Origin of the sequence: Catenuloplanes indicus (assembly GCF_030813715.1) — a bacterium.
GTDB classification, from domain to species: domain Bacteria; phylum Actinomycetota; class Actinomycetes; order Mycobacteriales; family Micromonosporaceae; genus Catenuloplanes; species Catenuloplanes indicus.
Genome location: NZ_JAUSUZ010000001.1, coordinates 1311823 through 1325883, shown reverse-complemented (window position 1 = coordinate 1325883; position 14061 = coordinate 1311823). Strand labels below are relative to the sequence as shown.

General features: G+C 71.4%; 14 protein-coding genes. 9 read left to right on the top strand and 5 right to left on the bottom strand.

The window, feature by feature from the left end; translation table 11 throughout:
- Positions 1–47: 47 nt before the first annotated feature.
- Positions 48–491, bottom strand: a complete 444-nt coding sequence (locus J2S42_RS06300; RefSeq protein ID WP_307236141.1) for a hypothetical protein — start codon at positions 489–491, stop codon at positions 48–50.
- A 57-nt stretch (positions 492–548) separates the two neighbouring features.
- On the opposite strand from J2S42_RS06300, the gene J2S42_RS06295 reads away from it, so the two are divergent.
- The 7 genes from J2S42_RS06295 (at position 549) to J2S42_RS06265 (ending at position 6259) form a co-directional block, all read left to right on the top strand.
- Positions 549–1667, top strand: coding sequence for a VOC family protein (locus tag J2S42_RS06295; RefSeq protein ID WP_307236139.1), 1119 nt, complete (start codon positions 549–551; stop codon positions 1665–1667).
- A 117-nt stretch (positions 1668–1784) separates the two neighbouring features.
- Complete coding sequence (locus J2S42_RS06290) at positions 1785–2423, top strand: GNAT family N-acetyltransferase (protein WP_307236137.1); 639 nt, start codon at positions 1785–1787, stop codon at positions 2421–2423.
- Between the two features lie 195 nt (positions 2424–2618).
- A complete protein-coding gene (locus J2S42_RS06285) occupies positions 2619–3368 on the top strand; it encodes a hypothetical protein (RefSeq protein WP_307236135.1) in 750 nt (249 codons plus the stop codon).
- Positions 3369–3583: 215 nt separating this feature from the next.
- Positions 3584–4036, top strand: coding sequence for a YbaB/EbfC family nucleoid-associated protein (locus J2S42_RS06280; protein ID WP_307236133.1), 453 nt, complete (start codon positions 3584–3586; stop codon positions 4034–4036).
- 3 nt (positions 4037–4039) lie between these two features.
- Positions 4040–4366 (top strand): type VII secretion target, encoded by a 327-nt coding sequence (locus J2S42_RS06275; protein WP_307236131.1) that lies wholly within the window; start codon positions 4040–4042, stop codon positions 4364–4366.
- On the top strand, positions 4363–5064 hold the full coding sequence (locus J2S42_RS06270) for a WXG100 family type VII secretion target (RefSeq protein WP_307236129.1): 702 nt from the start codon (positions 4363–4365) through the stop codon (positions 5062–5064). The genes J2S42_RS06275 and J2S42_RS06270 overlap by 4 nt, the downstream gene beginning before the upstream one ends.
- A gap of 31 nt (positions 5065–5095) precedes the next feature.
- A complete protein-coding gene (locus J2S42_RS06265) occupies positions 5096–6259 on the top strand; it encodes a winged helix DNA-binding domain-containing protein (RefSeq protein ID WP_307236127.1) in 1164 nt (387 codons plus the stop codon).
- Here the strand turns inward: J2S42_RS06265 and J2S42_RS06260 are convergent.
- Together J2S42_RS06260 and J2S42_RS06255 are read right to left on the bottom strand one after the other, a co-directional pair.
- Positions 6228–7388 carry a globin domain-containing protein gene (locus J2S42_RS06260; protein ID WP_307236125.1) on the bottom strand — a complete coding sequence of 387 codons (1161 nt, stop codon included), beginning with the start codon at positions 7386–7388 and terminating at the stop codon, positions 6228–6230. The two genes, J2S42_RS06265 and J2S42_RS06260, sit on opposite strands and share 32 nt — an antisense overlap.
- A gap of 17 nt (positions 7389–7405) precedes the next feature.
- Entirely contained in the window at positions 7406–7831 is a 426-nt protein-coding gene (locus J2S42_RS06255) for an RrF2 family transcriptional regulator (RefSeq protein WP_307236124.1), read from the bottom strand.
- Between the two features lie 133 nt (positions 7832–7964).
- Between J2S42_RS06255 and J2S42_RS06250 the strand changes: the two genes are divergently transcribed.
- The gene (locus J2S42_RS06250; protein WP_307236122.1) at positions 7965–9527 is read left to right on the top strand and encodes a DHA2 family efflux MFS transporter permease subunit; all 1563 of its coding nucleotides are present in this window, start codon (positions 7965–7967) and stop codon (positions 9525–9527) included.
- A 249-nt stretch (positions 9528–9776) separates the two neighbouring features.
- On the opposite strand, the gene J2S42_RS06245 is transcribed toward J2S42_RS06250, so the two are convergent.
- Complete coding sequence (locus J2S42_RS06245; RefSeq protein WP_307236120.1) at positions 9777–12518, bottom strand: phosphoribosyltransferase-like protein; 2742 nt, start codon at positions 12516–12518, stop codon at positions 9777–9779.
- A gap of 164 nt (positions 12519–12682) precedes the next feature.
- Here J2S42_RS06245 and J2S42_RS06240 point away from each other — a divergent pair, with 164 nt between their 5' ends.
- Complete coding sequence (locus J2S42_RS06240; protein ID WP_307236119.1) at positions 12683–13108, top strand: hypothetical protein; 426 nt, start codon at positions 12683–12685, stop codon at positions 13106–13108.
- A gap of 479 nt (positions 13109–13587) precedes the next feature.
- Here the strand turns inward: J2S42_RS06240 and J2S42_RS06235 are convergent, their stop codons facing one another.
- On the bottom strand, positions 13588–14043 hold the full coding sequence (locus tag J2S42_RS06235) for a winged helix-turn-helix domain-containing protein (RefSeq protein WP_307236117.1): 456 nt from the start codon (positions 14041–14043) through the stop codon (positions 13588–13590).
- Positions 14044–14061: the final 18 nt, after the last annotated feature.

Genomic DNA, 14061 nt, shown 5'->3' with positions numbered 1-14061 from the left:
CCGCGGGCTCTCGCCCGTATCGGTCGGTGAGACGGTGGCCGGGCGGGTCATGCGCCGGCTCGCAGCTGGGCGCGCAGCGCGACGTCGTAGCGGCGGCCGAGCACCACGGTCACGGCGAACGCGACCGCGGCGGCGCACCAGATCAGCCAGTCCAGGTCGGTGTAGGCGCCGATCGCCCACGCCGTGATGCCGGTGACGCCGACGATCGCGCCGGTCGTCTTCGCCCAGCGGCTCGCGCGCCCCGCGTCGAAACCGGAGATCCAGACGCCGGTCAGCCGCTTGTAGGCACGCATCAGGCCGAGACAGACCAGCACGAACAGCACGGCGGTGGCGAGCCGGACGACGACGTTGCCGAAGCCGTAGCCCACGATGAAACCGGCGGCGGCGAGCCCGAGCACCGGGTGATACCACCACGGCGTCACCAGCCGGTCGGCGAGCGTGGACCGGGCCTCGTTGATCGCGGCGAGCTGGGCGGCTGCATCGTTTTCCATGACGGAAAGCCAATCACATTCCGTCTTGGAAAGTCAATCGGCCGTTATTCTGAGTCGATGCGCGCAGTCGTCGACGGGCTGCACCACGTCGGCCTGGTGGTGCCGGACCTGGGCGCGGCGATCGAGACCTACCGGCGGCTCGGCTTCACGGTGGCGCCACCGGTCTGCCCGGCGCTGCCGCCCGCTCCCGGCGCCCCGCCCCGCCCGATCGGCGCCGCCAACAGCCACGTCTACCTGGACCGATCGTTCGTGGAACTGGTGACCGTCGTCGACGACCACCACCCACTGCCGGATGATGCGGAGGCGCGGCCGATCGAGGTACCCGACGACCGCCTCCCCGCGCTGCTCGCCGCCGCCCGCGCCGCCGCGGCGGGACTGACCGCGTGGCTCGGCCGCGGCCCAGGGCTGCGCATCCTGATGCTCGGGGCGCCGGACGTGCACGCGGCCGCGGCCCGCCTGGACGCGGCCGGCATCGGCCACGGCGGCGTCCACCCGATCCAGCGCCGCATTCCCGGCGGCATGGCCACCAGCCACTTCCTGGAACTCGACAACGGCGACCGCGCGGTGGCCGATCCTGGCGCCGGCGATCACGGCGATGATCGCGGCGACGGTGAGCGCACCACCCGCGGCGGTTCCGGTCGCGGCGGCAGTGCGCCCAGCGGCCACAGCGCCTCCGATCCCGGCGGCGATCGCGGCGGCGATCGCGGTGACGGTGCCGAGGGCCGGATCGGGATCGCGGAGAGCATCGCGGCCGGTGAGCATCCGGTGGGCCACCCGAACGGTGCGACCGCATTGACCGGCTGCACGCTGCGCGTGCCGCGGGATGCGTTCCCCGGTGTGGTGTCGCGCTACGAGCGCCTCGTCGGGCGCCCGGCCGAGCGCGCCGACGGCGTCGCGCGGCTCCGCGCCGGTGACGCCACCGTCACGCTGCTGCTCGGCCACTCGCTGATGTTCTCGGCCGTCACGGTCGCCGTGCACGACCTCCGGCACACCGCACGGCACCTCGCCGCCGCGCACGTCCCGCACACGGCGCCCCGGCCCGGTGAGATCGTCGTGCCGGCCGCGGCCGCGCTCGGTGCCGCGATCGTCTTCCGGGAGCCCGAAGCCCGGACGCACCCGGACCCCGCGGCGTCGGAGGCCCGGCCGGCGCATGATTCACTGAGGCGTGCGGGATGATCAACGGGTGTCCACAGTGCTCGCCCGCCGGACCCGCACCACGCGGCCCGCACCCCCGTTGACCGGCACGTCCCGTCCCCGGCGGGCGCTCGCGGCGGTGACCGGCCGGGGGTCGCGATGAGCCGGGAGGATCTGGTGGTCGCGTGGGGCCGGGGCTGGGCGCGGTCGCGGCGGATCCCCGCCGTGGTCACGATCCCGGGCGGCCTGCTCTTCGACGTCGGCCGGCCCGGCCACCGCCTGCGCTACCTGCTGCACACCTGGGACCCTCGCTACCTCCGCGAACTCGGCGAGGAGGTCACCACGCCGGGCGCCTGGATCAAGCTGGACGGCAGCGCGCCCGACCTGCGCGCCGCGCTGCCGCCGCACTGGGAGATGTTCGAGTCGAACCCGCTGATGACCGCCGCGCTGACCACCGCCCCGGTCCGGGCACCCCGGCCGTTCGAGGTCACGGTCCGGGCCGATCACGCCGGTGTGCTCACCGCCGAGGTCCGCCACGACCGGACCGGTGACCTGGCCGCCTCCGGCCGCCTCGCCCCCGGCGGCGGCTGGGGCGTCATCGACCAGGTGGAGACGGTGCCCGAGTACCGCCGTCGCGGCCTCGGCACCGTCGTCATCCAGGCCCTGAGCGACCACGCGGCCCGCCGCGGCATCCGCACCGGCGTGCTCGCCGCCACCGCCGACGGCCACGCCCTCTACCGCACCCTCGGCTGGACCGTCGCCACCGAACTCGCGGCCGCGTTCATCCCGGAACCCTGACCGGCGATCCGGCGTACCCGCGGCCGTCCCGGGTCGGTACGGGTGAGCGCCGGCGAGCCGGCGTAGGACCCGGGAATGGCTGCTCAGCAGGGCTCTTCGCCCGGGTGGCGGCGGACATGGGGCGGGTGAGCCGAGCGGAACGGCCTTGCCCGTGGCTGTTTGAATGGGGCGGTGGACATCGGCGATGTTGATTCGATGATCGCTCGGGCCGATCTGGCGCACCGCCGTGATCCCTGGTCGCCGGCGGCGGTGCGGGTCGCGCGGGACGCGGTGGAGGCGGCGCGCGGGCTGGTCGCGGCCGATGTGCCCGGTGCGCGCCTGCGGCTGGCCGACGCGCTGGCGCAGTTGGCCGCGTCCGGTTCGGCCGACGCGGTGTCCACTCAGGAGATGGTGCTGCGCTGCTGGACCGTGTGCCGTTCGCTGCTCGACGACCCGGACCCGTCGCTGGACCGGGACGCGGTGGTGGCGCGGCTGGCGTACCTGCTCGGCAGCGTGTTCCCGATGCTGTCGATGACCGAGCGGCAGCAGGAGGCGGCGGAGATGATGCACCGGGTGTCGGCGGCCGCGCGCGACGCCGCCGGACCGCACGGCGCGCACGCGGCGGCCCGGGTCGGCATGCACAGCTTCGCGGCGGCCGCCCATCACCTTTCCGCCGACCCGCGCACCGACCTCGGGATCACGCTGCATCAGCTGCTGGCGAACGCGGCGCGCACGCTGTCGGTCCTGGAGTCGCACTCGCGGGACGGCGTGCACGAGGCCGGTGAGTACGCACAGGCGCTGGAGGTGGTCAGCCGCCTGCTCACGCTGAACGGCAACCGCGACCTGGCGGCCGAGGCGCTGGACACGGCGATCGCGGTCGCCTCCTCGATCGCGGACCAGGGCCCGGTCTTCCGCCGGATGGCCGACCAGCTCCGAGCCCAGCGTGCCGGCCTGCCGGAAGCTTGAGCGGTCACCGGCCTGAGCGGGCGCCGAGGGCGGCTCGGCGTCCGCACGGGTTGCCGGACGCCCCCGAAGCCTCGAGGCCAGTGCAAAATGTCCGGAATCCTGTTCTATTCTTGCGTGCCGAACCTGAAAACCGGGCAGCCGGACGGTACGCCGGGGCGGTGGCGCCGGGCATTTACGATGTTCGCGGCGAAACGCGGGCCGGTGAGAGGAGGCGCATGGAGACCGGAGCTCTGGGCGGGGGCGGGATTCTGGATCCCGAGGGCGCCATGGATCGGATGCGTGCCTGGAAGGGGCGGATCGACAAGCTCGCCGCGGACACCAGGGTGATGAGCGAGCGGCTCGACGCACTCCGGGTGACGGTCGCCGACGAGCACCACCTGTGCGAGGTCACGGTGGACAACACCGGCGCGCTGCTCGACCTGACGCTGCACCGGGGCATCCAGCGGGTCTCGCCGGACGTGCTGGCCCGCACGATCATGGATACCATCCGGACGGCGAAGGGCCAGGTCGCGGACCGGTCCCAGGAGATCATCGCGGAGACCGTCGGCACCGGGTCCGCGGCCGCACGGGCGATCGCCGAGCGCGTCGACCGAAAGCTGCGCCCGGAGCCGGACCCGGACGAGTGGGGCCCGGGCGCCGGCTACGACGGCCACGGCTGGCGGGGGTAACGGATGGCATCCGGTCAGGGCTGGGTGGCGGACGCGGACCAGATCCGCGCGCACGCCGGCAGCATCGACAAGGTTCGCGAGGGCTTCGGCCCGGTCAACGGCGCCAGCGCGAACATCGCCCAGAACGACGCGGCGTACGGGCTGCTCTGCGGCTGGATCTCCGGCATCCTCGAGGCGCGGCACGTCCGGCAGGACGAGATCGTGGCGTACGTCGAGGAGAACCTGCGGATCGCGGCCGACCTGCTGCGGCGGACCGCGGACGCGTACGAGGCCGCGGACGCCGACGCCGCGTCCTCGATGCGCGGGCTCGAGGGAAGGCTGACCCGATGAGCGACGAATCGCTGGTCGCCCCGGTCGAGTCCAGCCGCACCGGCTACACCGGGATCTCGCTGGTCGAGGGCTTCGCCGATCTGGACGCGGCGATCCGCAGCGAGGGCTGGGTGGACGACCTGCTGGCCGGTGCCGCGTTCGGCCTGGACGCGGTGTCCACCGTGCTCGACCCGTTCAGCGCGCTGCTGGCCAGCGGCGTCAGCTGGGCGATGGAGTACTTCGAGCCGCTGCGCGAGATGCTGGACGCGCTCACCGGCATGCCCGACGTGATCACCGCGCACGCGGCCACCTGGGACAACATGGCCGCCGCGCTCACCCAGATGTCGGCCGACCTCCAGTCGCACCTGGCCGGGGACGTGCCGGACTGGGCCGGGCACGCGGCGGAGGCGTATCAGTCGCTGATGGGTCACAACGTGGCCGCGATCGCCGGGCTCGGCGGCGTCTCGGTCGCGATGGCGTCCGCCACCACGGCCGCGGGCAACCTGGTGCAGTTCGTCCGGGAGATCGTCCGGGACCTGATCGCGGACCTGGTCGCGCGCGTGATCGTCTGGGCGGTCGAGGCGATCTTCGTGGTCACCATCCCGGTGATCGCGGCGCAGATCGTGGCCGCGGTGGCGAAGTGGGCCGGCCGCATCCTGCAGTACACCACCGCGCTGATCACCAGCTACACGAACCTGTCCAAGCTGGTCAACGGCTGAGGTTGTCGTACCCCTGTGCCACGATGACGCGATGCGCCACGTGACCGACAGCGAACGCCGTGCCCGCCTGGCCGTGCGGCATGCCCTGGCCCCCGCCGCCCGGGCCGCGACCGTGGCCGCGGCGACCCGTGCGGTGACCGTGCTGCACGCGACCGAGCCGCCCACGGTCTACCTGTCCTGCTGGGCGCGGGTCGACGGCTTCAAGCGCGCCGAGCTGGACGCCGCGCTGCACACCGAGCGCAGCCTGGTCAAGCAGCTGGCGATGCGGCGCACGCTGTTCGTCTTCCCGCGCGACCTGTTGCCCGCGGCGTGGGCGTCCGCGTCCGCCCGGGTCGCCACCGCCGAGCGCGCCCGCCTGGCGAAGGACGTGGTGGCCGACGGGCTGGCGGCTGACGGCGGCGCCTGGGTGGACCGGGCGCGGGCCGAGGTGCTGGCCGCGCTCGCGGGCACGCCCGCGGGGCGCACCGCGCAGGAGATCCGGCTCGCCGTGCCGATGATCGACGTGAAGGCCGCCGGTGTCGGCGTCTCGTCCCGCGTGCTGAACCACCTCGGCCTGACCGCCGACATCGTCCGCGGGACCAACACCGGCGGCTGGCACGTGTCCCGCCCGCGCTGGGCGCCGATGCGCGACTGGCTCGGCGGAGCACCCGAGTGGCCAGACCCGGCCGCGGGCTACCGCGAGATCGTCCGGCGCTGGCTGTGGTCGTTCGGCCCCGGCACCGAGGACGACCTGGTCTGGTGGCTCGGCGCGACGAAGTCCGCGGTCCGGGCCGCGCTCGCCGGTGTCGGCGCGGTGCAGGTGTCGCTGGACGGCGGCCGCACCGGCTGGCTCCTGCCGGACGATGTCGCCGAGGTGGCCGATCCGGGCCCGTGGGCCGCGCTGCTGCCGGTGCTCGACCCGACCGTGATGGGCTGGCAGGGCCGCGACTTCTACCTCGGCCCGCACAAGGAGCTGATCTTCGACACGCGCGGCAACGCCGGCACCACCGCGTGGGTGAACGGCCGGGTCGTCGGTGCCTGGGTGCAGGACGAGGCCGGCGTGGTGCGGGTGCGCACGGTGGAGCCGCTGTCCACGGTGGAGGACGATCTGTTGCGCGCGGAGGCCGCCCGCCTGACGGACTGGCTCGGCGGCTTCCGCGTCTCCTCGGTCTACTCCTCGCCGCTCATGAAAGCGCAGGGGTGGGTGCGGCCGTGAACCGGTCGGCGCCGAAGACCTCGTAGCGGATCCGTTCGGCCGGCACGCCGCGGGCCAGCAGCGCGGTGCGGACCAGGCGCATGAACGGGATCGGCCCGCACAGGTACGCCTCGGTGTCCGGCCCGATCGGCAGCCGTGCCGGGTCCAGCGCGCCGTGCTCGCTGCCGTACCAGACCAGGTGCCGGAAGCCCGGGATGCGCGAGCCGTGCGCGTCCACCCAGTCGCGCAGCGCGTGCCGGTCCGGCGTACGCTCCGCGTGCGCGAGCGTGACCGCGCGGCCCGGCTGCCCGTCCGCCACGTGCGCCAGGATCGACGCCATCGGGGTGATCCCGACGCCCGCGCTGACCAGCAGCAGCGGGTGCCCGCCCGGGCGCAGCGTGAGACTGCCGTACGGCGGGCTGACGGTCAGCGTGTCGCCGGTGTGCACGGAGGAGTGCAGCCAGTTCGAGACCGCGCCGCCCGGCACCCGCCGGACCGTGATGCGCAGCGGCGCACCGGGCGTGCCGGACAGTGAATACTGCCGGATCTGCCGGGTGCCGTCCGGCAGGTCCGCGGCGACGCTGAGGTACTGCCCGGCCTGGAACGGCGCCGCCGAGGAGAGCGTGAACGACACCGTGTCCGCCGCGGCCCGCTCGCGGGCCAGCACGGTCACCCGCTGGAACGGCTCCCGGTCGGTGACCCCGGCGCCCTGGTAGAGCCGCGCCTCCCGGCCGATCAGCCGGACCGCGAACAGCCAGTAGACCTCGTCCCAGGCGGCCGCGACCGCGGGCGTGACCGCGCTGCCGAGCACCGTGCCGACCGCGCCGAGCAGATACTTGCCGACCAGCGTGTACTGCTCCGGCCGGATGCCGAGCGCGGCGTGCCGGGCCGCGATCCGCTCCACGATCGTGTCCACCGCCTCGTCCGGCATCCCGCCGAGCCCGGCCAGGTGTGCGCCGTACGCCGCGATCGCACCGGCCAGCGCGGACTTCTGCTCACCGGTCGCCTGCGCACTGCGGCTGAACGTGTTCAGCAGGCCCGGATGATCGCCCAGCATCGTCTCGTAGAACGTGCCGGTGATCGCCTCCAGGTGCTCGCCGACCACGGGCAGCGTGGCCCGGATGACGGGCGCGTTCGCCTCGGACAGCATGGTTCCTCCAAAGGTGGTCAGCGACCCAGCATGAGCAGGATCGGACCGGTCGGTGCGCCGGTCAGTGAGCCGAGGGTGACCTCGTCCAGACTCGCGTAGAACGCCTCCTGCGCACGGGCCAGCGCGCCGCGCAGGCGGCAGCCGCCGCGCAGCGGGCACGGCGCCGTGCCGTCGCAGAGCACCACCTCGGGCTCGTCCTCCAGCGACCGGACGATGCCGCCGATCGTGGTGTTCGCGGCTCCGGCGGTGAGCCGCACGCCGCCGTTGCGGCCGCGCACGGTCTCCAGCAGGCCGAGGCGTTGCAGGCGCTGCACCACCTTGGCGAGGTGGTGGCGCGGGACGTCCAGCGCGACGGCGGCCTCGTCGATGGTCTGCTGCCCGCCGCGGGCGGCGGTCAGCATGAGGATCCGCAGGCCGATGTCGGTCGATCGGTTCAAGCGCACGTGATCACCCTAGCGAAAAGAGGAATAAAATAGTCCTGTTTCGGCGTACGTCACGTTTCCCGGTTTTCGATCGTGGGTGCCGGGGCTGCGCGATGATGAGGGTCGGCCGGATCCCCGCCCCGGGAGGAGCGCGATGAGTGGCAGGCCCGCGCCGGTGACCGCGCAGAAGCTGGACGGCGCGGTGCTCAAGGTCGCCGGGGTGGTCGTGCTCGGCGCGATCATGTCGATCCTGGACGTGACCGTGGTCAGCGTGGCGCTGCCGACGTTCCAGGAGGAGTTCGGCGCCACGTACGCGCGCGTCGCCTGGACGATGACGGGATACACGCTGGCGCTCGCCACCGTCATCCCGCTGACCGGCTGGGCCGCGGACCGGTTCGGCACCAAACGGCTCTACATGGCCGCGGTCGCGCTGTTCACGGTCGGTTCCGTGCTCTGTGCGACGGCCGGCTCGATCACCACGCTGATCGCGTTCCGGGTACTGCAGGGCCTGGGCGGCGGCATGCTGATGCCGCTCGGCATGACGATCATGACGCGCGCGGCCGGCCCGGAGCGGATCGGCCGGCTGATGGCCGTGCTCGGCATCCCGATGCTGCTCGGCCCGATCATGGGCCCGATCCTCGGCGGCTGGCTGATCGACGTGGCCACCTGGCACTGGATCTTCTTGATCAACCTGCCGATCGGCGTCATCGCGCTGGTCTACGCCTACCTGGTGCTGCCGAGGGACGCGCCGGAGCCGTCCGAGTCGTTCGACTTCCTCGGCATGCTGATGCTCTCGCCCGGCCTGGCCGCGCTGCTGTTCGGCCTGTCGTCGCTGCCCGAGGAGGGCACGATCACCGCGACCCGGGTGTGGGCGCCGATGGTCGCCGGCGCGCTGCTGGTGATCGGGTTCGTGCTCTACTCGTTCCGGCCGGAGCACCCGCTGCTCGACCTGCGCCTGTTCCGCAACCGGAACCTGGCGGTCGCCTCGATCACGATCACCGTCTTCATCGTCGCGTTCATGGGCGCCGGCCTGCTCTTCCCGAGCTACTTCCTGCAGGTCCGCGGCGAGTCCACGCTGCACGCCGGTCTGCTGATGGCACCGCAGGGCCTGGGCGCGATGGTGACCATGCCGATCGCGGGCACGCTCGCCGACCGGGTGCCGGTCGGCCGCACCGTCCCGTTCGCCCTGATTCTCATCGCGCTCGGCCTGTTCACGTTCACCCAGCTGGCCGCGGACACGTCGTACTGGCTGCTCTGCGGCTCGCTGTTCGTGATGGGCCTGGGCATGGGCGGCACCATGATGCCGATCATGACCTCCGCGCTGAAGACGCTCCACAGTCACGAGGTGGCGCGCGGTTCCACCCTGGTCAACATCCTCCAGCAGATCGGCGGCTCGATCGGCACCGCGATCATGTCGGTGCTGCTGACCAGCCACCTCGACGACTCCACGCCGGTCCCGCTGCCGGACGGCCGCACGGTCACCGAGGCGCAGATCGCGATCGGCGCGCAACTGAACCCCGCGGCCGCGCCGGGTGCGGACTCCGCGCTGATCCAGCGTGGCCTGGACTTCGCCGCCGGCGCGTTCGCCAGCACGTTCTGGGTCGCGTTCGCCCTGGTCGTCCTCACGCTGGTGCCCGCGCTGTTCCTGCCCCGCCGCCGGCGGTCCGCGGACCCCACCGGCGACCAGTCCGCCACCGCACCGATCATGGTCCACTGACGGATCATCCGATGGTCCCCGGCACCGGCCCGCGGCCGCCGCACGCTACTCTCGTGCCCCATGGACGTCGCGTCCGGCCCACGCGACGCCGTCCTTTCCGGACACGACGCAAGAGCCTGAATCCAACAGCTTTCTTCCCACTCCCGGCCTGGTCACCTCCCGCACGCTCCCGCGGGCACCGGTCGTCGCCGGCGCTCCTCCCTGCACGTTGCGCGGGGGGCCGGGAAAACCCCGGCGGCGCCGCGAGCATCACCGCTTCTTGCGCCGGGGCAGGAGAGCCCGCCAGGGTGACCGTTCGCGGTTCTCGGCCCAGAGACAGGTGAGGGTGGCCGACGGGGTGTTGTACGTGCTGGCGAGAAGGAGGCGGTTGTTCCCGTAGCCGAGCATGCGGTCGTTGATCCACGCCTCCCCGTGCCCGGCCTCCTCGTCGTACAGCACCTGCTGGGCCTTCTGGGCGCAGAATCGCTCGAATCGGGTCCGTACACCCTCATCGTTGAGGACCCGATCCAGCCGGGGGAGGCTGGACTCGGGTATGTGGACGAAGATGGTGGCGTTCAGCTTGAGCTCTGCCAAACGATCACGCAGTTTGCGCACGCCTTCGTCGAGGCCGGCGACGAACACGAATCCCAGCCGGTGCTCGCGGAACAGTGCTCTCTGCCTCTCGTTCAAACCGGGCTCCCGCTCCTCGTGGAGCTGCTCCGTCGGGGTGATGCCGAGCCATCGCTCGACGATCGAGATCGCCTGACTGCCGCGTCCCACCAGGTCGTCGACGAAGACGATCGGCTCGTCGCGGGTGAGCGCCTCCGGCAGTGACCGCAGGCGCCGACCTGGATGGTGATCGTCATGCAGGTAGTAGGCGAGATGTGACGACGAGTCCTTCAGCTCGCCGAGCGCGCAGTAGCTCACCTGGTCGAATTCCGCATGGCTGGGACTGTGGAACGCCCGTTGAGCCGAGCGCACGTGTCCGCGATCCAGGACCAGGACGCTGTTCAACACGGTGAGCGCGGCGTCGACGAGATCCTCGCTTCTCTCCGGCGAGTGGAACTGACGTACGAAGTGCAGCACGTGCTCCCGGCTGATTGCCGGCCCGTACCGTGGAACGCCTCGCTCGTTCGACTGGTCGTCGAGCGGCCCCGAGTAGTTGCGCAGCCGCAGCACGATCTGGTCCGCCCGGCTCAGTGCGTCGGCCTGTTGCAGGACCGCCGGCATCGGCCTGATGTGCAACGGCAGGCCGTCGTACCAGCCGGCCCGCTCCAGCTTCCTCTTCAGCTCCAGTACCTTGACCTGGTCGACCTTGGCGTGGCTGAGCATGCTGTCCGGGAGGACGACCTTGTAGTCCGTCAGGAGCAGCCGCTCCACGGCTGCGTACACCAGCGGAGCCAGCCGCTTGAGCGTGAAGACGTAGCCCATCTCCTTCGCAGTGATGTACGCCTCGGCGAGCGTCGGCCCGTCCGGTGTTTCATCGTCGGCACGAATGACGGAGGCCGTACCGTCGATGAGGTATGCGTGCCCGGTGGCGCTGCTGGCCCGGCGGGAGGTGCGCGGCGGGCTGATCTGGATGAAGTCCGCAAGGTCGCCACCCTCCACCTCCGCGACGTCGTCCTGATCGGTGAGCCGGGCAGCCATCGTGACCAGCCGGGCGATCCTCCTCTCGACGTTCCGGCGCGTTCGGCGTTCCCGGCAGTCATCGATGAATCGATCGAGCCCTTCGCGCTGCTCGGCATCGCGGTGATAGACGTCGCCCGGCATGGCACCGGAGAAGGCCGCACCCCGCAAGAACAGTCTGCGCTCGCGTAGCCGCTGCGCGACGTAGACGGCGACCCGCGCGGCTCGCTTCCGCGTACCCGTCAAATGGTTGTACGGGGTGCCGGTCAGCATCGACAGAGAAGCCTCGGTGAGGCCGATGATCTGGTCGTCGTAGATCGTCATGGGCAGCATCGCGGACGTCTCGTCGAGGAGGATCCGGAGCTTCCCGACGATGATGTGCACCATCACCTCGGCCGCCCGAACCTTGTGCTGGCGGAGCACCTTGTCGAACATGAGGGTCTCCGCGAGCGCCACCTCCTCCAGCGACCGGGACCCGCTGTGCGCGATGCCGGTGATGTAGAAGTGATTGCGATGGCCGCCCGCGATCCCCTGCAGATTGCGCGGCAAGCCCTGCTTGTCGACACGCACCGCGCGGACCTTCTGAATGAGGCGCGGAACATCGGCGACGATCGGCACGCCACACATCACCGCGTTCCTGGTCAGATAGTCGAGCCGGTCCGCGTCGAAAGGCCCGGTCACCAGCTCGTGCAGGAGCAGCACCTCGGTGTCGATGCTCTCGCCGATCACGGCCCGCTGCAGTTTGTCCTGCAGGTCGTCCATGGTCTCCAGCCTGCACAGGCGCGTCACCTGCTCCAGCAACTGCGCGAACGCGGGCGAGCCGAGGATGTAGTAGCTGGCGATCTCGGCCAGCGGCTGAAGGTCCGGACGCTTGTGCGTGCGCTGGAATTCCAGCCGGACATCGCTGGCCGGTGAGACATCCTCGATGCACTCGTTGGTCACGTGCGACATAGCGGATTGTCCGATGTCGTGGCAGAGCGCGGCGAGCCGGACAATCCGCTGCCGGCGGCGGCTCAGGATCGGTGCGGGATCCTCGGCCTCCGGGTCGTCCAGGTCGGGATGGTGCTCGTTCACGCTGGTGATCAGCTCCTGCACCTGGTGAAGCGTGCCGAGACTGTGCTCCAGGCGAGTGTGGGTGGCGGACGGGTAGGTCAGGTGTGCCACGCCGATCAGCCGGATGCGGCGTAGTCGCTGCATCAGCGGCGAGTCGAGGATCACGACCTCGTCCGGGCGCAACTGCAGGGTGCCCCACACCGGGTCGTTGAATTCCTTCGGGCTCGCATAGGGCCATGCTTGTCTCCGGAGCCGGTTGATATAGGGTTCCAGCTCCCGGTTGGCCCAATCCTCCAGCTCGGCGCGGTAGCGGTCCAATTGATCGCCCGTCATGTGCCAGAGGCTACAAGCATTGGTGCGCTCTGCGACAGTGCCTACTCGGCGGACCTGATTCCGGTAGTCATGTTGATCTGAGGGCTGAACGGGGGTCTTGAAATCCCGGCGTTCGAGGGCTAATGATGCACTGTCGAATGTATGCCGTTGAGCTGGGAGGATGCATGAGTTCGGTGAACGTGTCGGCGCGAAGACATTTGTCCTTGGATGATTTTTTCGCCGGAATACTCGCGGTGCTGAAGCTCAGGGGTGTGCGCGTCATATCCGTTCATGGTGACCGCTTCTACCGGGCGATTGAGGCATCGTACGAGAAGCTTGAGTCGCGTGCGTCGGACTACAATGTTGAGCCACGCTTCGCCATTTACCTGGACCCGATCTACGAGGACAGCCCGGTTATCCAGGAAGCGATCGCGGGCGCGATTCTCCGCAACATCGCGAGCATTAGCGTTCCCGGAAATCATGATCTGCAGATCCGGCTCGGGTCGGCGCATGCGCACGGACTGCTGAGTCGCCTCCCTGGTGGGGGCGCACTGTACGGAGAGATCGTCGACGAGTTCCTCGCGAAGACCCCGTACGTGGCGGCGGTCTGACTGTGGCGCCGTCGTCCCGTCCTTGTTCAGACGTGGCTGACCCAGGAGGGCGGGTCGCGGCGGACGGTGTCGACCGAACTGAGAGCGGCGGCGTCCGGGCCGAGCGGGGCCGAGCACTGCAGCACAGACGTACCCGCCTCGCCGATGACCGCGGCCGTGAGACCGGCGAGCGCGCGGAGCGGGTCCGGCGCCGGACGCTCATCCGCGGCACTGGCCGGAACGCCAGGTGCCGAACGGCGCCGGTGCAGTCGACCAGGCACGCGGCGAGACGGTCGCGCGGTGTCCGGCCCGGGACCGGCCGGGCGGCGGGCGGGGGGCGTCGGCTCGACCACGTCTGCCCCGCACCGGCCGGGTCACGCGGCACCGGACGGCGCGGGCGACAGCTCCCCGTCCGCGACCTGTCGTACAACGAGATCGTCGACCGGAAATGCCTGGGCAAGGGCATCGCCGCCGCCGGCCGACGTGCCCCGGCCGCCGGGTCAGGCCAGCGTGACCCGGGCGGCCGGGTGGAGGCGGTAGCCGAAGCCGCGCAGCGTCGAGACCAGTGGCGCGTTGCCTGCCTTCAGGCGGAGCCGGCGCACGTGCACGTCCACGGTCCGGCCGCCGATCTGCTCGCCCGGCCAGACGTGGTCCAGCAGCTCGCGCCGGCTGAACGCCCGCTTCGGGTGGCGGGCCAGGAAGTGCAGCAGCTCGAACTCCAGCCGGGTCAGTGGCAGCTCCCGCCCGTCCCGCATCGCCAGCCGCGCCATCGGGTCGAGAATCAGAACACCGTCATCCCCATCGGGTACGTCGTGCGCCGCGATCCGCCGCAGGAACTGGATCACGCGTTCGGCCTCCGGCGTCAGGCCCTGGTCGCCGAGCCGCACGCGCACGGACACCACCAGCTCCGACGCCCCGGCCGTGCCCGCCTCGACCGCCACGTCCATCGTCGTCATCCCATAATAATGACAATG